This is a genomic window from Pseudarthrobacter sp. IC2-21 (genome assembly GCF_034048115.1).
Taxonomy (GTDB): Bacteria; Actinomycetota; Actinomycetes; order Actinomycetales; family Micrococcaceae; genus Arthrobacter; species Arthrobacter naphthalenicus.
In genome coordinates, this window is record NZ_CP139145.1 from 1,829,276 (window position 1) to 1,851,768 (window position 22,493).

A 22,493-nucleotide genomic window follows, 5' to 3' on the forward strand; every position below is an offset into this window, starting at 1 on the left:
GCGGCCATGAAAAACTGCCCATAGGCGGCCACGAAATTGCCCGCTGGCGGCCAGTAGAATTGCCCGACGGTGGCCATGAGATCTGCCCACTTCCTTACTGAACCGACCGCGTCCTTATGCGGTGGGGGCCTCTTCCTGGGGTTTGATGACGGTGTCTAAGCGCACCAAAAGCGAACCAGGAAGAGGCCCTGTATGAAGTCTGACGGAGAAATCATGGAAATTCTTGCTGCCTACGATCTGACCGGGTCGTTGCGCGCCACTGCGGAGCTCACGGGCTGCTCGCACCACACTGTTGCCAAACATGTCCAGGCCCGGGACGCCGGCCGGCCGATCGGGGAACCCGCGGCCCGCGGCCGGGTCACCGATCCGTTTCTGCCCAAGATCGAGGAATGGATCGAGACCTCTAAGGGCCGGATCCGTGCGGACAAGGCCCACGAAAAGCTCCTCGCCCTGGGCTACATGGGTTTGGAGCGCTCCACCCGCCGCGCGATCGCCCAGGTGAAAGCAGCGTGGCGGCTGGGCCACACCCGCGTCCACCGGCTGCCCTGGATCACGGAACCTGGCATGTGGCTGCAGTATGACTTCGGCGACGGGCCCCGGATCGGCGGGGTGAAGACCATCCTGTTCGTGGCGTGGCTGGCGTTCTCCCGCTTCCGGATCGTGATCCCGCTCAAAGACCGGACCGCGCCGAGCGTGTTCGCTGCCCTGGACCGGTGCTTCCGCATCCTCGGCGGAGCACCGACGTATGTTCTGACGGATAACGAGAAGACGGTGACCACGGCCCATGTTGCTGGGGTCCCGGTCCGGAACCAGCAGACTTTGGACTTCGCCCGGCACTACGGAATCACGGTGTTGACCTGCCAGCCCGCGGACCCTGCCACCAAGGGCGGGGTGGAAGCGTCCGTGAAACTCGCCAAGGCCGACCTCGTCCCGAAGGACACCAATCTCCGCGGCGACTACCGCACGTTCGCCGAACTCGAGGCGGCCTGCCAGGCGTTCATGGATGAGGTGAATGATCGTGAGCATCGGGTGACGCGGCGCAAACCCGCGGCGGTGCTCGCCGAGGAAGCCGTGCGGTTGCACCGGATCCCGGATACCGCCCACACGGTCGCGTTCGGGCTGGCCCGGACCGTTCCGGAGAATACCCCGATGGTTACGTTCGAAAACGGCCAGTACTCGGTCCCAGCCCACCTGCTCGGGGCCCGAGTGTTCGTCCGCACCCACGGGACCGGACCGGACGAGCAGGTCGTCATCGTCCACCACGGCACCGCCGGGCCGGTGGAGGTTGCCCGCCACGGGCGGGCACGGCCCGGCAGCCCCGCCATCCATGATGACCACTTCCCCGGAACCCGGGCAAAGGTCCCCGGCGACTACGAGGTCAGGGCCCGCAGCGCGGACGAGGCAGCGTTCCTGGCCATCGGCGACGGCGCAAGGACCTGGCTGATCGAAGCCGCCGCGGCCGGGACGGCACGGATGAACGTGAAAATGGCCGAAGCCGTCACCCTGGCCAAAATCGCCGGCACCGACCACGTCGACCGGGCACTCGGCGACGCCGCCCTGCACGGCCGGTTCGCGCACCCGGACCTCGCCTCGATCCTGAACGCCAACATCAGACGCACCACTACCCACGCCGCCAACGAAGCCACATCCCTCACCCAAGGAACAGCTGCGTGGGCCGTGATCGGCACCCCCGCCCTGAGCACCACAGCCAACACCACCCCGGAGGAGGCCCGATGAGCCCCGTGACCACCACCAACACCGCGGCTCCACCGCTGCCGGCGGACCTGGAAGCGCTGATGCGGTCCCTGAAAATGCCACACGCCCGGGCGCTGGCACCGGACCTGATCGTGACCGCCCGCGCCCAGCGCTGGGAACCGGTCGAGGTCATCAAAGCCCTCTTCACCGAGGAAGCCGCCGGCCGGGCCCGGTCCATGCTCGCCTCCCGCCGCAAAGCAGCAGGGTTCCCGACCGGGAAAACCTTCGACGCCTGGGACCCGAACGCGTCCTCCATCCCGGCCCCGACCCAACAGGCACTGCGGACCCTGGAATGGATCAACCGCAGGGAAAACCTGGTCGTCTGCGGACCCTCCGGGACCGGGAAAACCTTCTTCCTCGAGGCCCTCGGCCAGCAGGCCGTCGAAGCCGGGATGCGCGTGGCCTGGTTCCGGCTCGAAGACCTCGGCGTCCTGATCCGGGCGCACCGCACCGATGACAGCGTCACCCGCGCCGTCGCCAGGATCCTCCGCGCGGAGCTGGTGGTGATTGATGACATCGGCCTGTTGCCGGTAGCCACCGACGCCGCCGAAGGGCTCTACCGGGTCGTGGACGCAGCCTACGAAAAACGCTCTGTCGCGATCAGCTCCAACCTCCACCCGGCGGGCTTCGACGAGCTCATGCCCAAAACCCTCGCGACCGCGACCGTTGACCGGCTCCTCCACCACGCCCACGTCTGCCAGACCAGCGGCGATTCCGTCCGCCTCACCCAGGCCCTCGCTGGAAAAGGAGTCACCCGACTGAACTAACCAACCCCAAGGATGGCCAACCCCACCGAACCAATCAGTGGGCAGATCTGTTGGCCATCACCGGGCAGTTTTACTGGCCACCAGCGGGCACATCAACTGACCGCCCATGGGCAGAACCAAATGGCCATTGACATGCCTGTTCGGCGACGCCAAGGAAAAAGTTCAGGTTCCCTGCCCGGAAGTGTGGGGGCCGGGATGGTCTTGAGGAGCTTGGCCGGGGCAACAGCCCCCTGGGTGGTCGAAGGGCGGGATGACCTCAGCCATCGGGGCCGGATGCTTCCAGGCGTGCACCGCACCCGGCTAACTCCTGTGATTCATCACTCCGAAGCTCTAGCGTCCGGGCTATTCCTTCCGGCACGCCTTCGTCGCTGATGTCCTGCAGGACTTTTCCGCTTAGTGTTTCGTCAGGCCGGTTCAGCGTGTGTCATCGTCGCAGGGCCCGTTGGGGGCCGGTAGGTGCCGGGCAGCGAAAGGGCCCGGCAGAAAGCACATTCTCTCTTGCCTGCGGGGGACCGGGCTACTAACCTCGCTGCATGAGCCAACCGGGGCCGGGGTCAGAGAATGTGCCGTTCCCCGCCGCGCCACTGGGGGACCTGGGCGGGCAGGCAGAGACGGAGAAACGCCGCAGTGCCGGATACCGGCGGCTCAATCTGGTCCTGGCGATGGGCGTGATTGCCACCATCGCTTTTGTCTTCCGAACCCTCGCCCCGTCCTCGACGGCCGGAATTGAGGGCGCTGCGCGGGATTTCTTCACTCTCGCGATCAGCGTGATCATCGAATCCCTGCCCTTCGTGTTTCTGGGCATCCTGGTCTCAATCCTCGTGCAGGTATGGTTGCCGCCGGACTTCATGTTCCGGTGGCTACCCTCCAACCCGGTCCTAAGACGGATGGTTCTTTCGCTTTTAGGGATGCTGATGCCGGTGTGTGAGTGCGGGAACGTACCCACAACCCGGGGGCTGATGTTGAAAGGGCTGGCTGTGGGCGAGTCCATGACGTTCCTCTTCGCAGCCCCCATCCTGAATCCTGTCACGATCATCACGACGCAGCAGGCGTTTGGCTGGGACAGCGGCATCCTTGCCTGGCGGATCGCGGGCGGTTTTATGATCGCGAACCTCGTGGGTTCGATCTACAGCCGCAACCGGGAACCCTCCCGCCTGCTGACGCCGCGGTTCGAAGCAGCCTGCAACACGGAGGCCCATCATCACGCAGCACACGGGAAGATGCGGCAAAGCGTTGAGCTGTTCCAGCACGAAGCGAACGCCATGATGCCGGCGCTGTTCATCGGCGCGGGCCTGGCCGGGCTCATCCAGGTAGGCGTGCCGCGCAATGTTCTGGTCGCCCTGGGCAGTGACCCGCTGTGGTCGGTGCTTGCCCTGATGGTGTTGGCCTTCGTCGTCTCGATCTGCTCCACCGTGGACGCGTTCTTCATCCTCTCCTTCGGTGCCACCTTCCTGCCCGGGTCGATTGTGGCGTTTCTGGTGTTCGGCCCGATGATCGACGTGAAAATGCTCGCTCTCCTGAGAACCACCTTCACCTCCAGGACGCTCGTGCACCTGACCGCGCTTATCGCGCTGTGCGCCCTGGTACTCGGATGGGGGGTCAACCTTGCTTCTTAAAGGGTTCGCCGGGAGGCACGGGGTGATGCTGAGCCTGATCGGCACCGCCGCCACCCTGTGGCTGGCCCTCACGGGCAAGCTCGAGCTGTACATCCACCCGCGCTACGTTCCGTTCACCGTGTCCATGGCCCTGCTTGCCGCCGCTGTCTCGATCGCCGGCTTCATCATGCGCCAGGAGCGCAGCGAAGACCCGGGGCACCCGGACGCGGGGGTCCCGGTGCCCGGACGGCTGCGGGCGGCGGGCAGCCTCCTGATGGTGACCGCCGCCGTCCTGGGACTATTGATTTTGCCGCCGTCACCGTTGACGGCCGAAGCCGCCAACCACCGGGACCTGAACCGCTCCGGCACGCTGAGCCGGCACCAGACGAGTGACCTGCTCCGGAACGATCCCGGCACCTTCACCCTCAGGGACTGGGCCTCCCTGCTGCGCTACAGCCCCGATGCGTCTTATTTCGCCGACAAGAAGCCCACGGTCACGGGATTCATCACGGCCGATCCGCAGGACCCGACCAACGTCTTCTACGTCACCCGTTTTGTGGTCAGCTGCTGCACCGTGGATGCCCAGCCGGTCGGGGTCCCGGTCCGGGCGCCCGGCTGGCAGACGCAGTTCAAGACAGGGAATTGGGTTGCGGCGACCGGCGGATTCGGACCCAACCCGAACCCGGAGAGCACCAACCCCATCCTCCTGACGGATGCCCAGATCACGCCCACCACCGAACCGGAACGCCCCTACCTCCACTAGCTCCGACACCAGTCGCCCGCCCGAGCGTTACCCGGCATCATCGACCGTACTCTGTCCTTCGCACCCCTTTGCGGCTATCAAGGACACCCTGCGAGGGCCAGCCCGGCATCGACGCCGGACGCGGTGGCCGCTGCCCGTTGCGCATTGACGGGAAGAAAGCCCGCCGATGGGGGATCGGCGGGCTTTCCGAACATGGACCCTACGGGCCTTGGGGGTATCCATCGAGTGGAACATTCCCGCCGTTCCCGATGACCCGATAGGCGGGCACATTCCTTGGCAAAAACTATGCAGCAGCGACCTGGGCGGCGTTAAGTTCCGGTTTCGTAGTGGGGTTCGGCGACGGGTTTTGATTCGGCGGAGCGGATTTCCCGCAGGTACACGGAGGCCCCCACGATCACTGCGACGGCCAGGAATTCGCTTTGCCAGTTCTGGAACGACTCGAACCAGAACCGTGAGGTTCCCAGGTATTCCAGGACCGTGACCGGCTCCTGGCCGTGGGCGAGCTGTTCTTCGCTGTAGTCCGCGGCCCCGCCCAGGGCGTGGCCGATCATGGAGCCTAGGAACAAGAGGAAGAACAGGCCGGAGAGGGAGTGTTCGTAGACCTTCAGGACCCAGCCGCCCCGGCGGACCGGCCACGGCGTGTCCGGGCCCTGCTTCGCCGTCCGAGGGTCCTGGTCCTGCGGCGCATCCTTGCCGATCGGCTTGGACTCGGAAGACCCCTTCTGGAACAGGTAGGCCGTCAGCACGACGTACATTCCCATCTGAAGGAACTCGGATTCCCAGTTCTCAAACGTGGCTTCCACGAACGCGCCCGTCCCCAGATACTGGAAGACCGAGACCGCCTCCTGGCCGTGGGCGAGCTGGTCCTCACTGTAGGACGCAGCCCCGGACAGGATCATCCCGCCAAAAAAGACCACAAAAAGCACTACATTCGCTACCAAAAGCCCGTGATTCCTGACCCATCCACGCATCGGGTTCCCCTTCTTGAATCTTCAGTGGAGTCCCCGGCCCCGCTCCGCGGACGAATGCCGCGGACTCCTATCTAACCAACCCGGCACCCCGCCGCAACGGAAAAGTCAGCGCACTTCCCCTCGTGTCCCCGATTGCCGGGCGTTTTCAAAGATTGTGGCGGTTCCCACCGAGCCCTAGACTCGAACGGCTACAGGTAGTCCAACAAGCCAGCTTGAACGCCTCCGATGGAGCCCGCTATGGAAAGTACTGAAAACGGCACTACTGAACGGGGTCCCGCGCGATGACGTCCAAGGTTTTCCAGCTTATGAACGATCCGCGGGACCCGGAGGTGATTCTGAGCAGCCTGAGCGCCCAAGAGCTCAGCAGCCTCACCGATGCCCTCTACCGGAACCTCGACACACCCTCACCAGTGCCAGGCACCGAGACCTGGTATGAACTGGCGATCGAGGAGGGCATCCGCAGGACCACTGCAGCTCCAGCAGCCGGGCCCCAAGAGAACGCAGCAACCCCCACGCAATCGGCTCAGGAGTTGCCGGTGACCACGTCCGCCGGGACGCGGGACCTGTCAGGGTAAATCTTCGGTAGCCCGGGGGACCGCAGGCTCAGAGAGCCTGCATGGTGTGAGTGCGGCCAAACGAATCCATCCTTCGGTAGGCGCTAAATGTGAACACCTCGAAGCGGGGGACCATCGGGGCGACGACCAGTACGGCGACGACCAGTACTTAGTCCCGCCCTCACGCGGATGCCGTCCACGGCTCCGGTCCGGGGCGTGTCTTCCGGGCCAGGGAGCAACAGGTGCGCCGGGACGTAGCCTCGCTGGAGTTCGATGAACTGGGTGTGGACTCCTTTGAAGCACCCGACCGATACCTCATAGAATCTGGTGCCGGTCTGTGCATCCTGCTGGGCCAGGAACATCCGGGCACCCGAGGCTCCGACGCAGGGCGCGGTGACCTTATAGCGACTGGCGGCTTCCAGACTTATGCCCTTGCCGAAACCGCGTGCAGGGCCGTCCAGCGGTCCCGAATCTTGGAGAACTACCCTGCGCTGACGGCTCCGACGGGAAGCAGTCCGCTCCAAATGACGGGCGTCCCTGCCGGCGCTGCGGCCCAAAAATCACCATGCTGGACATCCCTCTGATGTTGGTCGGTCCACACGGATCCGCCGCCGCCCAGGTGGTGGCAATGGAACGATTCCGCAGGTGCACCGTCCGCTGTAAGATCTGGACCGCGCCGCGCCCCTCCGACCGGAAGACCAAGACGAGTGGCGCGCCGGTCCGGTAGGTACAGCAGGTTGTTGAAGCAGTCGCGGCGGAAGACTGGCCGCCCTTTTGCATGCCAGCGTCCTGCGTGAGGGCAGGCCTGTTAACCGGCGCGCTGCCCACGGGGGGTGCCTCAAGGCCGTATACCGGATCTGAAGGAAATGTCATGCTTCCGTGCATGCCGTACTTCATCGAATACGTGGCGGTCCGGGCCGTCGGCCGTTCACGCATCCACGGCGTCAGCCCCAGCGACGCGCTCACCACGGTGAAACTCGCTTTGCGGGGTTTGCCCTGCACATCGGTCATCTTGCGGGAGACCCTGAGCTCGAATCCAGCCTTTGGCGAGGGTTCCGTCCTCGCAACCTACTCCCCGGCTGAAGGTTGGAAGATTCACGGGACCTGACCACCGCAGCGGAGGACGGCCAACGGAAATCCACTCGTGCTCTGTGGTCCGATCGCCGCTGAGGCCATGAACCGGCACAATCGGGGCCCCTCCTCCCGGCCGAGAAGCGGCGACAAATCAGTTGAACTAGGTGGCGACACAGCCGCCGGATAGCTGTCGGACTAGTTTGGCAGCGACGTCGCGAAGACTGCGGTTGCGCTTGCTGAAGACCCGTGTCAGGATTCCCACATTCGGGACTGCCCCCGGTTTTGTTGACTCCTTGACCTAGCCAGCTTGTGCTCGTGGAAGGATGTTGACCAAGCTCACGGCAACGCGCGACCTGGTCCGGTTGCGCCGCGGTTTTGAACAATGCGCTGACGCCGGTGACTCGCGGGCAGCCCGAGAGCTCCTGAGCCTCGTTGACGCGGAGCTGACCAGACGCCGTGGTGGACGCAGACCGGGAGAGGGTCAAGACCGCCTGGAGCCGCAATGAGGCGTAACAGGTGTAGGGGCCCGTGGAGGCGGGTCTCCGACCGTGGGCCGGTCCGCTTATTTGGGGGGCCCACGGTCTGCCCATGAGCCCGGCACGGGCTGCGCCGCCACCCGGTTTAGGGCTGACCCTTGTAGCCCCGGACTTAGGGTGCCAGAATGCAGTTCTGGCCGAGCTGGGGCTTTTCCTTGAAGGGAGCCCGACGTGAAGCAGACGTTCCGGCCATGGTTAACCGCCGTCGTATGCGCCTCGCTCGTCGCGACGCTGGGCACCGGCTGCAAGAGTGTCGTCAAGCTTGGCCCCTCGGCCGTTCACGAGCTTCAGTCGGTAGGCAAAGCATCGAGCGAGATTGCCATCTCCGCCGAGGAATTATCCCGGCAATCCAGGCTCTACAGGGGTCAGTGCAGATGCGATGACCTCGGTAGCGGGAAACGCTCAGAGCCAGTCGGGCTGGTCCGAGCCATTAGCGGACATCACGAACCTTTACCGGCAAAGCAAGGACTCAAAGACTGTCCAGTTGGCTGTGGGTGTGGGCTGTGACGGCCTGACCGGGAAGCTGAAGAGCCAGGACGCACTCTACAAGTCGTTGGGCGGTGCCGTTCAGGGGCTCGGCCCCAACAAGGCAAAGAACTTCATGGACTCCACGAAGGACCTGAACGAAAACCTGGTCCGGATTGCCAGGAAGGGAAATGCCCAGGACAAGGCTGCAGCGGCGTGGTTGTGCTACACGTACCAAAACGCGCTCCCTGAGGACGCATGCAAGGCCCTGGTGCCCGGCAAGTGGCCGGGCACCAACGGCGTACTTGCGGCATGCTTGCCTCGACCCCTGTTCATTCAGCGCAGGGTGCGGTCCAGGAACCGTAGTGCGTCCGTGTCCGGCTCAGGCCGTCGGCGAAGTTTTCTGATGAGTATGGCGAACGGCAGCAGCAGCAATTGCAGGACACCGCCGGCGATCAGCAGAAGTACGACCAGGATGATGACCGGGAGGTACAGGAGGAAGATCCCGGCCATGGCGGCCGCGTATTCGAAGCTGAACCCGAGGATCGTCCCGGCGTCCATGTCTGCTCCCAAGAACTGGTCACCCTCAAGGGGTGATGTTTGTTGAATGGTGGCTGCCCCGCTTCCTGGCGGACTGCCCAGTGTCACGTCTGGCTGGCGTCACCCGCGGACTCTTCTAAGCTTCACCCTGAGTCGCCGCTGGGTGGGGCTCTGACTGGTTATGGGTTGGGTGCGGCGCCAGGGCCTGTGACGGCGATCGCGGAGGGGGACCGGATGCGTGGGTGCCGACGCCACCTTGGAGGACCCTCGCCTGCGACGCCGCAGGTGCAGGAGGACAACGGTGGTCAGCCCGAGCCATGTGAAGGCAGCAACGAATATCAAGGCCAGCGCCTGGGCCGCGCTCATGACGGGGATACCTGATGCGTACCGGAACGGTGCCCGGCGCGTACAGGGCTCGGCCGTTGCAGGTCGTGGGAGGGAGAGGGGTCAGTCTGAATGGACAAGGTGTCCCAGCTTTCACTGGCAACCGCTTCTGCTGACTGCATAACCCAATGAGTCAAGTCTCCGCTTGTCGGAACGACTGAGCAAGAGCATGGAAAAGCTCACCCTAGCCCTTCGGGCACGAAAAAGGCGCACCCCGCTCACTGAGTGCGCCTTCTTGGTTCTTCGTGTCAGCCGTTCGCATGCGGCTGTACCTATCATAAGCATGCTTACCATCCGGTTGGCAAGGGGCGCCCGGGAACGGGATAGAGCAAAGGAGCCCGTTCGCCCGGAAACAACCAACCGGACCCGCGCTCAAAGCGGCCCAAGACCCCAGTCAACAAAAGCCGGGGCAGTCACGTCTGGCGCGAAGTGGGGGTCGTCCCGTTTTCCACACAGACGATAAGACGGTTATGTGCAGCACGGACAGCGGTGCTGCTTCTGATAGGGGAGTCAGGGGTTGGCGGCAAGCATGTCGGGCAGGTTTGGTATCTATCGCTGTGCTAGGAATCCGGCGGCCGGCGGGACTCTTCTGCACGAGCCGCAGTATTGACCACTGGCTGCGTCGACGGTTCTTGGGATGGAGTCATCGTGGTTCCTGGATACGGGCGCAAGAGTCCTTTGGGGAAGGGGTGGCGTCTGTGAGGACAGGCACCCAGCCCGTGTCATAGTCAACTGGATTGGCCCAGGCTGACGACAAGGTTGATCGCCACTGCGACGACGAAGGTGGCGAAGAAGTAGGAGAGTAGAGCGTGCCCGAGGGAGATGCGGCGGGAGGGGGTGGATGACTCGTTCACGTTGCTCGCGTTGTATGACATGCCGGTTGAGAATGCGGCGTAGGCGAAGTCGCTGTAGGACGGGTCTTCGTCCTGGTTAAAGCGGAAGTGATGGCGGTCGTCGTGGTAGTACATTCTGGCGTATTTGAAGGCGTAAACGGTGTTGACGAGCGCCCACGCGAGCACCACGCCGAGGGCCGCCAGGATCGCCGCGGCCACGCCGATGAAATCCTTTTGTTGGCTGCGGATCAGTGCAAACACGACCGCTACGAGGCTGATGAACGTCGCGCTGATGATGAGGGAGTCCACGAGCCGTCGTGATTGGCCTTCATGGCGGGCAAGTTCACCCGTAGCCTCCGGCCCAGCGGGCCACGCTTTTGTCCACGCCCAAGCCAGGAAGACGCCGCCGGCGGCCGACCATCCGATTAATGGCCCGAGCTCGGGAGCACCGAACAGCGCCGGAACGAACGCGATAACTAGGCCGATGATGGCCGACATTAGGGCTTTGCGATCAAGATGCGACATTACTAAAGTCCCCGCTGGTCCTTCCTTCTCAGCTGCAAGCAGGGCTCCCACCAAAAGAGGGCTTCGCATGAGGCCGTGGGGTGCCGCTGGGTAGCTGAGAAGCCAAGAACCAGGAAAGGGGCCGGCGATGGCTGGGGGTGGCACGACGACCATAGATCGCACCACTCACCGCCGGCCCCCGCTTCACACATTAGGGGAGCTCACGTGCGCCGTACATTGGTCGCGGTACCTGTTTCCAGGGTTAGGCGCTACCCGGGTCCCGGCCATTGGGGACATCATCGATTCCCAGGCCGGAGCCCCCGAGCCCACTGACACGGACACCCCCGTGCTCCTACGGTGGCCTCGTAGTATCTGTCTGAGCCGTCGAGGATGACGGCGAATCTGAAGGAGGATCCGTGGCAGGGAAGTTCGAGATCTACAACGATAAATCGGGGGGATTCCGGTTCCGGCCCGAGGCGGCAACGCGGAAGTCATCGCCACCGGGGGTCCTACAAACCAAGGCAGCCGCCCGGGAGGGCATCCAATCCGTGAAGAACAACGCCCAGTCAGCTGTCGTGGATTTGACCGAGAAGACCGAAAAGTAGGCCAGTCAGCACCTGCGCCGCGACGTTCCACGAGGGCCCTGCACGATCCTGTACGGGGCCCTTAGCCTGTTCAGGCCCTACGCATGGATCTGGCGGCAGCCTTCGGCGCCTTCCCCAACGGTGGCGGTTAGGCTGATGGTTTCACAGCCTGCGTAGGCTGCTGGTAGCGACGGGGGAGCGCATGGACCAGCACCAATGTGGAGTAATCGGATTTCATGAGGCGGACGGGGACCGAAACCCGGTGGCGCCATCGGGTGAAGGATCGTCTGAAGATCTTGATCGTTCGGGCCCTAAAATTGAACCCGTTCATCGGTGTGCTGTGGGTGCTAGCAGGCGCGTTGGTTATCGGCGGATTTGCAGCCTCATCAACGCTCCTCCGGCTGTTCAAAGACAGACAGCGTCACGACGACCTACCTCCTGTCTACATTTGCCCCAAAAGCGTCTCTATCGGAACCTCGACCTTCATGGGGTTTGATTGTCTGGCATGCCTGGCGGTGGCAGCGCCGACGGAGCTAAGACGAGCCGACGGCCTGATCGCCGGGTAACAGCTCAGGGGAAACACACTCGTTCGTCCGGCAACTGCAAGCGCTACGAGGCGAAGGGGGAACACGATGTCTGCCGCAAGCAGCCGATGGACCGGGACCATTGCGTGGGCCCTGCTCGTCCTCGCCGCGATGACCCTGATCGGCTACGGGATTGTGCGCGCCGACTGGTATCTCTGGCTGCCGACTCCGGCCGAGCAGGAGGAGACGTGGATTGGCAGCCGCTTCATCGTCGCCGGCTCTGCGTTGTCCCTTGCGCCCGCTGTCTGGGCCGGAGTCCGCGGCAACCCTGTCTGGGTGACCATCTGCGTCGGGCTGCCAGAGGCTTTCGTGGGCTGGGCGATACTGATGAACCTCTACAACCTGTCGCGTCACCTGGCGGCGGTGGTTTCATTCCCACTGGCCCTGGGCAGGGTCGTTGAAGTTATCCGGGCGCGCGGCCGTGAGCCGTGAGGGTGATGGCTGCGGTTGTGACGAAGCCTCGCGCGACTCTTGCGGGGGCCTGGAGCTGCGAGACGAGGGCAGCAACAAAGCGTTGGCATCGTATTCCATTCGCGACTCCCAGAGTGCGGACTGTTCGAAGAGTATTGCTTCGCCATCCATGGTTATGCGGGTGTCTGGTGTCCGAACCGAATGCGGAGGATGCTTGACGACCAACTCGACGCTATTTACTATAAAACCATCCGGTTATAGAACAGTTAGGTTATGGTTTTGATGGTTGATGGATTGAGTGCAGTGTTCGGAGCGTTGGCCGATCCGACGCGGCGGGCGATTCTGCAACGGCTCGCCGACGGCGACGCGCAGGTCTCCGATCTCGCGGCACCGTTCAAGATCAGCCAGCCGGCCATCTCCAAGCATTTGAAGGTCCTGGAGAATGCCGGTCTGATCACCAGGAACCGCGTGGCAACTGCCCGGCTCAGTCATCTGGAACCCGACAAGCTCAAGGAAGCGAGCGAGTACATGGAACGGTATAAGAAGTTCTGGGGTGCGTCCTTCGACAAGCTCGACGGCGCACTGGCCGCCTTTCAGCGCCACACCACGCAGAAAGGCCCGGGACACGATGTCTAAGGGCCGCCCGCAGGAAGTCACGGAACATGATGTCTTCATCTCCCGCTCCTTCGCCGCACCCAGGGACGTGGTGTGGAGGTTCTGGACTGAACCCCGGCTCCTCGCCACCTGGTTCGGGCCCGAAGGAGTGGACGTACCGCTCGAAAGTGTCATGGTGGACCTCGTCGAACACGGACGGTGGGAGTTGACAATGGTCGACAACGCCACCGGAGCCACCCACCCTATCCGGGGCCGCATTGTGGCCTTCCAGGCGCCTGAATTCCTTGACGTCCAACTGACCGCATTGACCGCGGCCGGACCCGTGGACAACGTCGTGCTGCGCCTTCAATTCCACGATCACGGCGACCGGACCCGCATGACACTCCACCAGGGCCCGTTCACGGACGAGATCCGGGACATGACCCGCGACGGGTGGGCTCTGTCCTTCACCAAACTCGACACCCTTCTCGAAAGGCCCACAGCATGAAAACCACCCCCCAAACGCAGATCACCCAAATCACCTCGACGGACGGGACACCCATCTCGGTCGAACACCTCGGAACCGGCCCCTGTCTGGTGCTTGTGGACGGGGCCTTCTGCGGCCGGTCCTTCGGACCAGCCCGGCCCCTCGCCGAGAAATTGGCCGGTTCCTTCACCGTATACTTCTACGACCGACGAGGCCGCGGAGACAGCGGAGATACCCGCCCCTACTCCGTGGAACGCGAAATCGAGGACCTCGCTGCAGTCATCGACCATGCGGGCGGCAACGCCTTTGTCTACGGCATCTCCTCCGGTGCCGCCCTCGCCCTCGAAGCCGCAGCGGCCGGCGTCCCGATCCGCAAGCTCGCCACCTATGAAGCCCCCTACACAGGAATCGGGAACACCGACGGGACGCCCGTCGACCACGCTGGCCACCTGAACTCACTGCTCGCCCGGAACAAACGCGGTGCGATGGTCTCCTATTTCCTGGTCAAAATGGTCGGCGTCCCAGCGTTTGTGCCCGTTATGCTCCGACTCATGCCGAAGGTCTGGAAGAGCCAAAAAGACGCCGCCAACACCCTCCCCTACGAAGTCGCCGTGCTCAACAACTTCACCGTCCCCACCGACCGGCTCGCCGACATCGCTGTACCGACTCTGGTCATGGTCGGTGGTAAAGCCGCCCCAGCAATGGCCGCGGCCCAAACAACAACAGCCACCGCAATCCCCCAAGCCCAGCACCGTACGCTCGCAGGCCAAACACACCAGGTCTCAAACACGGTAATGGCCGCAGAACTCCCCGCGTTCTTCGCCGGCTGACTACCGGCGGACGCCACCAGATCCATTGTGCCGACAAACCAGAGTAAGACATGCCCAAAATCGGCCAACAAGTAGGATCGGATGGTCCGAGTAATCCTCGATAATAAACGTTTGATCGCCCTGCCATTCGGACGAGTCCAAGGGTGTTTGGCTTGGGCGCCTCTAGCTGCGCGCGGTGGCGCCGCGGTCGCGGAGGCCCATGGGAGTAGGACGGAGTGGACAAAAGGGAAGTGTTGACAGTGTCAACACTTTGGGCTTCGGATCAGGTTGTACAACGGTCGGACTGGCTCGGATTGCCTATCTTTTCCGGAGTTCCCTGTGCTTCCGGGGCCTGGAATGCGGTTCGAGTCCCACCTCGGGCACAGTGTTTCCGCAGGTCAGGGGCCTTTTTGTGTTTCTTCGTGTGCACATTGTGCACACTCTCGCCTCTGATCTGATGTTCCGGGTGTCTGGGGTCCCGGAGCGGCCTATTCGGTAGTGTGGGGGAGCGGCTGCCTACGGCGGACCGGGTACCGCCCTGTGCGATCTCTTCTGGGTGTTCATCCTCGTTCGTCCTTCCGTCGGGTTTACGCGTACACCAATTCATTGCGGCCAGGGCCGCGCACAACATGACTTGCTGAATATTCTTCAGATCGACCGAGGATTGCGGCCGGTCCGGAACTTCCGCTCCCTGATACCTGTTCATGCAGGAACGCGGGGGGAACGGCATGACCTGGCCACTGATCCGGAGCTGAAAATGAGTTCGCTGAGCCTGGCCAGTCGGTGGGCGGCCCGAAGGCGAGCCGAACCTGGAACCGAGTTCCGTAGGTACACGCTGGACGACGATTTCGCGGGCCGGGGCCAAGGCTTACGTCTTGGTACTTCGGTCGGCCGGCTGGACGCGGACCGCCCTCAGTCCGGTCACCGAGCCGTCCCTCCCCCGGATCAGGCATCAACGTAGTTGTCGTAATCACGGCTATGGGCCGAGAGTTCGACCCAGGGATGTTCATCCGGCCTCAAATGGCAACAACTGAAGAACCCTCCAGTGGGTCACCTCAAGGAAATGGCGGAGCGCGAATTGAGTTGTTTTATAAACTCAGGACGAGTTTGTAGAGCAGTGCGAACGCGCCCCCAATGCTGTCATCTGCTGTTCGCAGGGGCACCATCGGCCGACTTGGTCTTTGTCTAATTCAGGGGCGGCGTGTCGGCGGGAAGGACGCCCGTCCCGTAAAGGTCGGTGGCGAGGTCGCGGAGCGCGCGCAGGGCGACACGCTGCGTGAACGGGCCGTAGGAGACCCGGGCTACCCCGAGGTCCTGCAGTTCGGCTGCGGGCAGGGCCCCCGGTGCGCCGATGACTGAGAGCTTTCCGCTGCCGAGTCCCTCCACCAGAGGCTCAATGACCTGGCGGGTGAGTGCTCCCGGCACGAAGACCAGCGCGGCGCCGGCGTCGAGGAATGCGCGGCCCCGGCTGATGGCGTCATCGATGCTGACCTTGAGGGGCCTGTCACCGGCCCGCGCGATCGCGTCCGTGCGGGCGTTTAGCTGAAACGCGATGCCTTCGTCGTTGGCGGCGGCCATGATGGCCTGCACGCGGGCGACTGCTTCATCGAAGGGCCGCAGCCGGTCTTCAACGTTGGCCCCGACAACGCCGAGCCCAATGGCCCTGCGAATCGTCTCGGCCGGGTTGTCGTAACCATCATCAAGATCGGCCGTGACGGGAAGGTCAACGGCGTCCACGATGATTTTGACCCCTGCCAGCGCTATCTCCAGGGGCATCGTCCCGTCGGCGTAGCCGTATGCGGCGGCGATAGAGTGGCCCGCCGTCGCAATCGCCTTTGTCTCCGGCAGCGCCGCGACCGTCGCTGCGCTGATGGCATCCCACACGTTGACAACCCGAAGGATCTCCGGGGCCTCATGCAGCGCTTTCAACTGCCGGGCCCGCTCTGACGTGTTCGTTCCGGTCATTGTATTTTCTCCGTTTTCTGTTGGTCACTTGGCAAGGAAGCTGAGGAGGATGTTCGTTGACCTCCGAGTCCGTGGGTCAAAGAACATGCCGTGCAGGGCACCTTCAACCACCACATAGTGGCTGAGGTTCCTGCACATTGCGGAAAGTAACTAATCCCGCCGACCAGGGGGACTGCGGCCCCGGACGGAGACAGTTCGCCATGGACAGGCAATCCCGTGAAGGGTCATTTCACGGTGAGGGTGCCTTTCATGTTGCCATGGAAGGTGCAGTGGTACGGGTAGGTTCCGGGTTTGGTCGGGGCGGTGAAGGTGCCGGTCCCGGCCTTAATGACGGCATCGAACGTGGCACTGGTGTCCGCGGTGATGGTGTGCGCTTCGATGTCTTCGTTGGTGACACTTATAGTCGCTCCGGGGCTGACCGTTTCCGTACCCTGGTATTTGAAGCCCTTGATCAGTATCTCTGCGCCGGCCGCTGCGGGTGAGGAGCTTGGGCTGGAGGTCGAGGTAACAGGTCCCGTAATGGGCGCAGACGACGCTGCTTGTTCCGTGGCTGTTGGTGCTGCTGTCGTGCCGGACGCTGACATGCCCGAGGTTCCGCAGCCGGAGAGAGCCAGCATGACTGTTGTTACCGTGAGTCCGAGGGCACTGAGTGTCCTGGTGTTTGCTTTCATGGTGAAACCTTTCGTCTGCGCTGCCGTAGTGATCTGCGGCGTGCGCCTGTCAGTGGTGTTCGACCCAGCAGGCCAGGATGGTGGTGGAGAGCTGGTAGGCGAGGGCGTTCCGGGTGATGCTCTCAGGTCCCAGGGTTGCTGGCAGGTCGGTGGCATCAACCTGGAGAACGAAGTTGTCCTTTTGGAACACGGCTGACCCGTCGGCGGTTTCGAAGGCTGGGAAGCCCAGGTTCGCGAGGCCTTGAATGGGCTTGGCGTCCTTTGCCAGGGCCTGCATGGCATCGAAGTACGTGCGAGCTGACGCTTGGTCCTTTGCTTCCCTGACGGAGATCTCCAGGGCTCCCTCGGTGAGGTGGTAGGTGCAGGTGAAGGTGCTGTTGGCCCAGTTGTTGACTGTGTGCGGTTTCGAGTCCAGATCCAGAATGGAGGTGAGCCTGTCCATGGGCTGGTCCCCGCACACCATCAGGGCGGCGTCGCTGGGGCCTTGGGCTTGGGGCGCGCCCGGGGACGGGGAGGAACCGTGATTGTGCCCGCCGGCGTGCCCTGCTTCGGCAGCCGCTGACGACGACGGGGGAATAACTGCTGTGTCGGCCTGCCCGACGGATCCGGCGGCTGCTGCGCAACCGGAGAGCAGCAGCGAGCTGAGGGCCAGGGCAGCCAGCATGTGTTTTCGGTGTTTCATGTCCAGTCCTTTCGCGCCATTTGCCGCTTCCGGTAGGAGCGGGAGTTCCGTGGTTCAGGCTTTGAGTTTCGCGTAAATGACGTAGTTGTCATCGAAGAGCTGGGTGGCGGGGTCGTAACCGTCGCAGGTGATGAGCCGGAGCTCAGCTCCGGGGGTGTTGCCGTAGACCTCGAGGGTGGGGAAGCTGTCTTTGCTGTACTGCGCGCCGTGATCGACAGTGAACACCGCTGTGGTGCCGTCGGCTCGGGAGACCTTGATATCAGTGCCCGGTGTGATTTTGCGGAGATCTGCGAAGACTCCGGTGGCACCGCCGAGTGCGTTGACGTGGCCCAGCATGACGGAGGGACCGCGTTCCCCTGGGGTGGGGGAGCCGTTGTACCAGCCGGCGGGCGCACCGCTGCCGGAATCCTGCGGGACTTGGAGGGAGCCGTTCTCCCGGAGGCCGAGTTTCAGGAGGTCGGTTCGCACACCGATGGCCGGGATGTTCAGGGTCACCGGCTCGGATCGGGGAAGCACCGCGGGACCGGCCACCGGGGGTGTAGCAGCCGGACTCGATGGAGCAGGAGCCGGGAGGGCGGTACCGGGCGCGGCGGGGCTGGCCGCCGCGGGCGCGGCGGCGGACGCCGAGGGTGGGGAGGCGGCGTCGGGGGTTCCGCTGCTTCCTGCACTGCAGCCGGCCAGGGTCAGCAGGAGCAGAACCCCGGCCGCCGTGGCGGCACGGAGGCCCTCAAGGCGGCCGGGATTCTTTGTGCTCACAGTAACGATCCAGTCAGCCGGTGCTTAGGCCGCTGCACCGGCGGTACGGCGGCGGACCACGTAGGCTCCGCCGGTGAGCGCGACCAGGGCGAGGCCACCACCGACGGCGAGGGCGCCGGTGTCGGTCCCGGTTTCCGCGGTGACTCCGGTGTCAGCGCCGCCGACCGGCATGGTCATCTGGCCTGCCTTCAGCGTCCCGCATAGTGCGGGGGAGGTGGCGGCGAGCGGAAGGGTCGGTGCAAGGTCGCTCTTGGCGGCCTGCCCTGCCGCGCTGAGGGTGGCGGGGTCCAGGCCGTGGACGACGACCACAGCGGTTCCGGCTTCCAGGGCTGCCTTGGTCTCGGCGTTCAGTTCGAAGGTGCGGTCTACGGTGTAGGCCGCGCCTTGGCCGCCGACCTTCAGGTCAAGGCCAGCCGCGGGGCTGGTGTCGCCGCTGGTGGACAAGGTGGTGACGATTCCGCCGTAGAACGGGGCGCCTTCGGTGGTGGAGATGACCTTGTCGCCGTCCTTATCCGCCGTGGGTGCCGGGCAGGTGCCCTGGGCGCCGCCGTGGATGTGCTGAACGTGCGGGTACGGGGCGTCCATGAACGTCGCGGGCATGCCCGATACCTTCAGGACAACGTGGGCCTGGTTGCCCGTGACATCGACCGTGATCGTGCCGGCGCCCGTGCTGCCATTGATCTGAGCCAAAGTGGACTGGTAGGAGTGGTCCGCTGCCATCGCGGGAGAACCGGAAACCGCCAGGGCGGCCAAAGCCAAGGTGGGGACCGCCATAAGGCGAAGGGTCTTCTTCATTGAATAAATCTCCTCATACACGCGCGTGTGACCTCGCACCCCGGAAGGGGCCAGACGTACTTCGGAGCAGTACCGGGAATGGATGGGTGGGAATGTGACCCGGCCGACGTGCCCTTGGGTCAGCCCGCCACCGTACGGCACCGAAGTGCCTTACCCGGGCCAGAAATGGGGTCAGGGTCAGGTCGTTGAAGCCCCGCGGCGCCGGCCCCTTGCAGCCGGACGTGATCCTGGCCGGGTCTTGTGCTGCAGGGCGTATACGGTCACCGCTAGGGCACCGGCAGCCGCTTCGGCGACTGCCGTGATGGTCTTGGCTGTGTACCAGACCGGTTCGTACATCGACGGCAGCGGCCCGAGGGCAGGGACCTGGACGTACCGGTACAGGATGACCGCGGCCAGGGACGAGAATCCCACCACGGCGGCGGCGGCGAAATTGGTCCGGGATCCTCTGAGCAGCACAAACACCGCCGCGAGGGCCGCGGCTCCGGCCTGGACCAGAAACAGGGTCCCTTGTCCGAGACCGCCGGGGGCTGCCCGCTTATAGCCGGGGGCGAGCTGGACATGGATCACCGCGCTGACGGCCAGCGCCGCCGCGTCCTAGCGGCGGCGGTCCAGGTGAAGCCGGTTCTCCAATTCGGGACCGGCGACGTCGATGCCTCCCGAGGCCGGGGCATCATCCCCAGCCGTCGCAGGTTCCACCTTTCTGAAGCCAACTCAACGTAGATGGCTCCGCCCAGGCGGTCAGCCGCAGCTCAGCTGGTGCTATCGAGGATCAGGCGCGCCGCTTCCGATGGTTGGTCCCAGTGCGGGAAGTGACCGCAGTTTTCGAACCAGTGGAGCGTTGCATCCGGGAATAGCTCCGTGGCCCGCGCGGCCTCGCTGGGAGCGGTGACTTTGTCCTTCCGCCCCCATCCAATGACCATTTTGCCCTTGAGTGAGCCGGCCGGTGCGCCTTCCTGGCGTGGTCCGTGAATCAGTGCGTTGAGGGCCGGGTCCAGACTGGTCGACGTCTTGAACCCGCGAAGCTCATGCAGGACTAGATCCTGCGGCAGCTTCCATGGGTGGGCGGAGAACTGAGCCAACAGGGCCGTGCGGCCCACGGGGTTGCCGGTGAGGAAGGGCAGCGCCGGTTGGATGCGGCGCACCAGTGCGACGGATGCTTTGATGCTTGCACCAAAGATCGCTGCCTGGCGGTCATTCCAGAATCCACCAGGGTCCAGTGCGATCGTGGTGCCAGCGTGCCCTCGCCGTGCCATTTCCATCGCCATCCGGGCGCCCATGGAGCTGCCTACCAGATCAAGGTCACCCAGTTCCCCGTCGCGGATAAAGGCTTCGACGGCATCGGTCAGCGTGGCAATGGTGGTTTCGCCGGTCAGCGGCGCGGATTCGCCGCAACCGGGGAGGTCGACGGCGATGACATCGCGTTCAGCGGCCAGCGCCGGGACTACCGGGCTCCAGTTACCAATACTGGAACCGAGCCCATGGATCAGGAGGAGTGGCTTACCGGAGCCTTGCCGGGTTGAGTGCAGCATGACTCCACTGTAGGGGGGCGGTGCAACATATCGGGCCCTTTTCCTTCGGCGAACGGGCCGCGCTGCCGGCAGATCCACTCCAGAGCCTGCTGTGCGGTGGGGAGTGCCGGAAGGCTGCCAATGAGAGGAATGCAAGGATCGTCCGCGAGCTCGAACGCGAGATGTACGTCGTCGTCGGTGAACTCGCGCAAAACGACTGAACTGTAGCTTGGTGGTGTGGTCGGCCAGGACGGTAAGTGCTCAGTCATACGTCGATTATCGCCGTCGTCGCCGCGTGTTGCTCAAGATTCACCCGAGTATGCCGGACAGAGCGGGTTCCACCTTCAGCCCGTTCCGGTGAAGGATCCCCCCCCACATCAGCTGGGGTGGACGCATTTCTGAAGGCCTGTAGCACGGGCACGAAACGAGCCAGCTGTGCGTGGCACGCCCGTCGGGGCCCAGTTGTCGCACCCGGCCGCGAGGGAACGCAGGCCCGGCTGGAGCAATGGACGTCCTCAACTGCAATCTGCGTGCGAGGCGAATGGCCCTAGTCTGCGCCCCCCAGAGTTGTGACAGTGGAGAAGAACCACGCGCTGGGTTCTTTCCTCATACTCCTCATGTCCTGCTCCTGGAGGTTCTCATGGCAGCTGTATGGACATTTGTCGGGATCCACACGATCGCGCCACACTCCGCTCTCGCCTTGCTCCTGACTTGGGCCCGCGATGCGCTCGCCATGGGGGCTCGGCACCCTGGCGCCCTCGCGGTCCTTCGTGCAGCCACGAAGACAGCGCAGCAGGGGGTACCCTCGGAGTACCGCAGCGTGGTCGCGGTCCGAGCCGGCAGGCCGGATGTGCTGGAGGTCGTGCTCCGCACGCTGCCGGAACCTCGAAGGGGCGAGGCGCGGGTCCGGGTTGAAGCCTCCGGCGTGAGCGCCGTCGATGTGCAGATGCGCCAAGGAATATCGACATATCCGCCGCGGTTCCCATTCACACCCGGCTACACCGCGGTAGGCGTGGTGGACGCAGTGGGGGAAGGCGTCACCGCCGTCGCGCCTGGGGATCGGGTGGTGGTGCTGACGGAGACAGGCGGATATGCAGAGTACGTCTTCGTGCGCCGGCATCCGATGATGCGGATCCCTGCCAGCCTGGATGCGGGTGAGGTGGTGGCCGTGGCCCTGAACTACCTGGTTGCCCACCAGGCCCTCTCCCGTGCGGCCCGGATACGGCCCGGGCAGGCGGTCCTGGTCACCGGGGCCGCCGGCGGGATCGGCAGCGCCATAGTGCAGCTGGGTCAGCTGCTGGGATTGAGGATGTACGGGGCCGCCGACGCCGCGAAGTACCACTGGCTCACCGACCACGGGGTGTTGCCCCTCGACGCCCAGGGCGCGGACGTCGTGGACATCGTGCGGCGTCTCGAGCCTGAGGGGGTGGACGCGGTGCTCGACGGGGTAGGCGGTGAGTGGGTGGACCGCGCTCTGGCGGTGCTCCGTTCCGGGGGTGTGCTGGTGGAGTACGCCAATCCCGGAAGCCCGGGCAGGACCCTGCGCCTGCTACTCCGGGCAGTGCGCCACAACCAGGCTGGGTGCGGGGCGAGGATCCGGTCCTATAGCACGGGGCTTTGGCGGCTTGACGGCCGTCCGTTGCTGGCGGCCTGGGCAACCCTCTACGAGTTGCTCGAGGCCGGGCGGATCCGGCCGGTGATCGCCGGGCGCATCCCGCTATCGGAGGCGGCTCGGGTCCACACTCTGCTGGAGGGCGGAGACGCCATCGGCACCCTGGTCCTGATCGCGTCGCCGGCGAAAGCCGCAGAGTAAAGACAAGACGGAACTAGCTGCCCGTAAGCCGGTCCGTTAGAGGATCCTTGAAAGCGGGTCGGTTGGTCATGCAGGTCGCTGTCCGTTTCTCCA

23 protein-coding genes are annotated in these 22,493 nt (G+C 64.3%); 13 read left to right on the forward strand and 10 right to left on the reverse strand.

Annotated features, from left to right (window positions below; genetic code table 11):
* Positions 1-192 precede the first annotated feature (192 nt).
* The 4 genes from istA (at position 193) to SBP01_RS08380 (ending at position 4,880) form a co-directional block, all read left to right on the forward strand.
* Complete coding sequence (istA, locus tag SBP01_RS08365) at positions 193-1,737, forward strand: IS21 family transposase (protein ID WP_320538083.1); 1,545 nt, start codon at positions 193-195, stop codon at positions 1,735-1,737.
* On the forward strand, positions 1,734-2,522 hold the full coding sequence (gene istB / locus SBP01_RS08370; protein WP_320538084.1) for an IS21-like element helper ATPase IstB: 789 nt from the start codon (positions 1,734-1,736) through the stop codon (positions 2,520-2,522). Before istA ends, istB begins: the two co-directional genes overlap by 4 nt.
* A gap of 533 nt (positions 2,523-3,055) precedes the next feature.
* Positions 3,056-4,138 carry a permease gene (locus SBP01_RS08375; protein WP_320538085.1) on the forward strand — a complete coding sequence of 361 codons (1,083 nt, stop codon included), beginning with the start codon at positions 3,056-3,058 and terminating at the stop codon, positions 4,136-4,138.
* Between the two features lie 25 nt (positions 4,139-4,163).
* Positions 4,164-4,880, forward strand: a complete 717-nt coding sequence (locus SBP01_RS08380) for a TIGR03943 family putative permease subunit (RefSeq protein ID WP_320538308.1) — start codon at positions 4,164-4,166, stop codon at positions 4,878-4,880.
* Between the two features lie 308 nt (positions 4,881-5,188).
* Here the strand turns inward: SBP01_RS08380 and SBP01_RS08385 are convergent, their stop codons facing one another.
* Positions 5,189-5,821 carry a DUF6766 family protein gene (locus SBP01_RS08385; protein WP_320538086.1) on the reverse strand — a complete coding sequence of 211 codons (633 nt, stop codon included), beginning with the start codon at positions 5,819-5,821 and terminating at the stop codon, positions 5,189-5,191.
* 335 nt (positions 5,822-6,156) lie between these two features.
* Between SBP01_RS08385 and SBP01_RS08390 the strand changes: the two genes are divergently transcribed.
* Together SBP01_RS08390 and SBP01_RS08395 are read left to right on the forward strand one after the other, a co-directional pair.
* Complete coding sequence (locus SBP01_RS08390) at positions 6,157-6,426, forward strand: hypothetical protein (protein ID WP_320538087.1); 270 nt, start codon at positions 6,157-6,159, stop codon at positions 6,424-6,426.
* A gap of 862 nt (positions 6,427-7,288) precedes the next feature.
* Positions 7,289-7,513 (forward strand): hypothetical protein, encoded by a 225-nt coding sequence (locus tag SBP01_RS08395; protein ID WP_320538088.1) that lies wholly within the window; start codon positions 7,289-7,291, stop codon positions 7,511-7,513.
* 1,303 nt (positions 7,514-8,816) lie between these two features.
* On the opposite strand, the gene SBP01_RS08400 is transcribed toward SBP01_RS08395, so the two are convergent.
* Positions 8,817-9,041, reverse strand: coding sequence for a hypothetical protein (locus SBP01_RS08400; RefSeq protein ID WP_320538089.1), 225 nt, complete (start codon positions 9,039-9,041; stop codon positions 8,817-8,819).
* Between the two features lie 1,091 nt (positions 9,042-10,132).
* Positions 10,133-10,762: a DUF1345 domain-containing protein gene (locus tag SBP01_RS08405; protein WP_320538090.1), complete on the reverse strand. Its 630-nt coding sequence runs from the start codon at positions 10,760-10,762 to the stop codon at positions 10,133-10,135.
* Positions 10,763-11,157: 395 nt separating this feature from the next.
* Here SBP01_RS08405 and SBP01_RS08410 point away from each other — a divergent pair, with 395 nt between their 5' ends.
* The 5 genes from SBP01_RS08410 to SBP01_RS08430 all read left to right on the forward strand — a co-directional run bounded on the left by SBP01_RS08410 (position 11,158) and on the right by SBP01_RS08430 (position 14,231).
* Positions 11,158-11,346, forward strand: coding sequence for a YegP family protein (locus tag SBP01_RS08410; protein WP_320538091.1), 189 nt, complete (start codon positions 11,158-11,160; stop codon positions 11,344-11,346).
* Positions 11,347-11,957: 611 nt separating this feature from the next.
* Positions 11,958-12,341, forward strand: a complete 384-nt coding sequence (locus tag SBP01_RS08415) for a hypothetical protein (protein ID WP_320538092.1) — start codon at positions 11,958-11,960, stop codon at positions 12,339-12,341.
* 252 nt (positions 12,342-12,593) lie between these two features.
* The gene (locus SBP01_RS08420; protein WP_320538093.1) at positions 12,594-12,956 is read left to right on the forward strand and encodes a metalloregulator ArsR/SmtB family transcription factor; all 363 of its coding nucleotides are present in this window, start codon (positions 12,594-12,596) and stop codon (positions 12,954-12,956) included.
* Positions 12,949-13,422: an SRPBCC domain-containing protein gene (locus SBP01_RS08425; RefSeq protein ID WP_320538094.1), complete on the forward strand. Its 474-nt coding sequence runs from the start codon at positions 12,949-12,951 to the stop codon at positions 13,420-13,422. The genes SBP01_RS08420 and SBP01_RS08425 overlap by 8 nt, the downstream gene beginning before the upstream one ends.
* The gene (locus SBP01_RS08430; RefSeq protein ID WP_320538095.1) at positions 13,419-14,231 is read left to right on the forward strand and encodes an alpha/beta hydrolase; all 813 of its coding nucleotides are present in this window, start codon (positions 13,419-13,421) and stop codon (positions 14,229-14,231) included. The genes SBP01_RS08425 and SBP01_RS08430 overlap by 4 nt, the downstream gene beginning before the upstream one ends.
* Positions 14,232-15,395: 1,164 nt before the next feature.
* Here SBP01_RS08430 and SBP01_RS08435 read toward each other — a convergent pair.
* The 7 genes from SBP01_RS08435 to SBP01_RS08465 form a co-directional block, all read right to left on the reverse strand.
* Positions 15,396-16,175 (reverse strand): isocitrate lyase/PEP mutase family protein, encoded by a 780-nt coding sequence (locus SBP01_RS08435; RefSeq protein WP_320538096.1) that lies wholly within the window; start codon positions 16,173-16,175, stop codon positions 15,396-15,398.
* Between the two features lie 224 nt (positions 16,176-16,399).
* Positions 16,400-16,846: a cupredoxin domain-containing protein gene (locus SBP01_RS08440; protein ID WP_320538097.1), complete on the reverse strand. Its 447-nt coding sequence runs from the start codon at positions 16,844-16,846 to the stop codon at positions 16,400-16,402.
* Between the two features lie 49 nt (positions 16,847-16,895).
* On the reverse strand, positions 16,896-17,528 hold the full coding sequence (locus tag SBP01_RS08445) for a hypothetical protein (RefSeq protein ID WP_275215974.1): 633 nt from the start codon (positions 17,526-17,528) through the stop codon (positions 16,896-16,898).
* Positions 17,529-17,582: 54 nt separating this feature from the next.
* Positions 17,583-18,284 carry a class F sortase gene (locus SBP01_RS08450; protein ID WP_275215973.1) on the reverse strand — a complete coding sequence of 234 codons (702 nt, stop codon included), beginning with the start codon at positions 18,282-18,284 and terminating at the stop codon, positions 17,583-17,585.
* A 24-nt stretch (positions 18,285-18,308) separates the two neighbouring features.
* Positions 18,309-19,079, reverse strand: a complete 771-nt coding sequence (locus tag SBP01_RS08455) for a CHRD domain-containing protein (protein ID WP_275215972.1) — start codon at positions 19,077-19,079, stop codon at positions 18,309-18,311.
* A 177-nt stretch (positions 19,080-19,256) separates the two neighbouring features.
* Positions 19,257-19,646, reverse strand: coding sequence for a hypothetical protein (locus SBP01_RS08460; RefSeq protein WP_275215971.1), 390 nt, complete (start codon positions 19,644-19,646; stop codon positions 19,257-19,259).
* A 182-nt stretch (positions 19,647-19,828) separates the two neighbouring features.
* Entirely contained in the window at positions 19,829-20,608 is a 780-nt protein-coding gene (locus SBP01_RS08465) for an alpha/beta fold hydrolase (RefSeq protein WP_320538098.1), read from the reverse strand.
* 20 nt (positions 20,609-20,628) lie between these two features.
* Between SBP01_RS08465 and SBP01_RS08470 the strand changes: the two genes are divergently transcribed.
* Complete coding sequence (locus SBP01_RS08470) at positions 20,629-20,808, forward strand: hypothetical protein (RefSeq protein ID WP_320538099.1); 180 nt, start codon at positions 20,629-20,631, stop codon at positions 20,806-20,808.
* Positions 20,809-21,227: 419 nt separating this feature from the next.
* Positions 21,228-22,400: a zinc-binding dehydrogenase gene (locus tag SBP01_RS08475; RefSeq protein WP_320538100.1), complete on the forward strand. Its 1,173-nt coding sequence runs from the start codon at positions 21,228-21,230 to the stop codon at positions 22,398-22,400.
* The last annotated feature ends 93 nt before the right edge of the window (positions 22,401-22,493 follow it).

Bases quoted from the DNA above. Each gene is read 5' to 3' on its own strand.
- SBP01_RS08420 (WP_320538093.1), top strand. From the start codon at position 12,594: ATGGTTTTGATGGTTGATGGATTGAGTGCAGTGTTCGGAGCGTTGGCC.
- SBP01_RS08465 (WP_320538098.1), bottom strand. From the start codon at position 20,608: ATGCTGCACTCAACCCGGCAAGGCTCCGGTAAGCCACTCCTCCTGATC.
- SBP01_RS08430 (WP_320538095.1), top strand. From the start codon at position 13,419: ATGAAAACCACCCCCCAAACGCAGATCACCCAAATCACCTCGACGGAC.
- SBP01_RS08415 (WP_320538092.1), top strand. From the start codon at position 11,958: ATGTCTGCCGCAAGCAGCCGATGGACCGGGACCATTGCGTGGGCCCTG.
- SBP01_RS08445 (WP_275215974.1), bottom strand. From the start codon at position 17,528: ATGAAACACCGAAAACACATGCTGGCTGCCCTGGCCCTCAGCTCGCTG.
- SBP01_RS08425 (WP_320538094.1), top strand. From the start codon at position 12,949: ATGTCTAAGGGCCGCCCGCAGGAAGTCACGGAACATGATGTCTTCATC.
- SBP01_RS08380 (WP_320538308.1), top strand. From the start codon at position 4,164: ATGCTGAGCCTGATCGGCACCGCCGCCACCCTGTGGCTGGCCCTCACG.
- istB (WP_320538084.1), top strand. From the start codon at position 1,734: ATGAGCCCCGTGACCACCACCAACACCGCGGCTCCACCGCTGCCGGCG.
- SBP01_RS08455 (WP_275215972.1), bottom strand. From the start codon at position 19,079: ATGAAGAAGACCCTTCGCCTTATGGCGGTCCCCACCTTGGCTTTGGCC.
- SBP01_RS08475 (WP_320538100.1), top strand. From the start codon at position 21,228: ATGGCAGCTGTATGGACATTTGTCGGGATCCACACGATCGCGCCACAC.
- SBP01_RS08435 (WP_320538096.1), bottom strand. From the start codon at position 16,175: ATGACCGGAACGAACACGTCAGAGCGGGCCCGGCAGTTGAAAGCGCTG.
- SBP01_RS08440 (WP_320538097.1), bottom strand. From the start codon at position 16,846: ATGAAAGCAAACACCAGGACACTCAGTGCCCTCGGACTCACGGTAACA.
- SBP01_RS08395 (WP_320538088.1), top strand. From the start codon at position 7,289: ATGCCGTACTTCATCGAATACGTGGCGGTCCGGGCCGTCGGCCGTTCA.
- SBP01_RS08375 (WP_320538085.1), top strand. From the start codon at position 3,056: ATGAGCCAACCGGGGCCGGGGTCAGAGAATGTGCCGTTCCCCGCCGCG.
- SBP01_RS08405 (WP_320538090.1), bottom strand. From the start codon at position 10,762: ATGTCGCATCTTGATCGCAAAGCCCTAATGTCGGCCATCATCGGCCTA.
- SBP01_RS08400 (WP_320538089.1), bottom strand. From the start codon at position 9,041: ATGGACGCCGGGACGATCCTCGGGTTCAGCTTCGAATACGCGGCCGCC.
- istA (WP_320538083.1), top strand. From the start codon at position 193: ATGAAGTCTGACGGAGAAATCATGGAAATTCTTGCTGCCTACGATCTG.
- SBP01_RS08390 (WP_320538087.1), top strand. From the start codon at position 6,157: ATGAACGATCCGCGGGACCCGGAGGTGATTCTGAGCAGCCTGAGCGCC.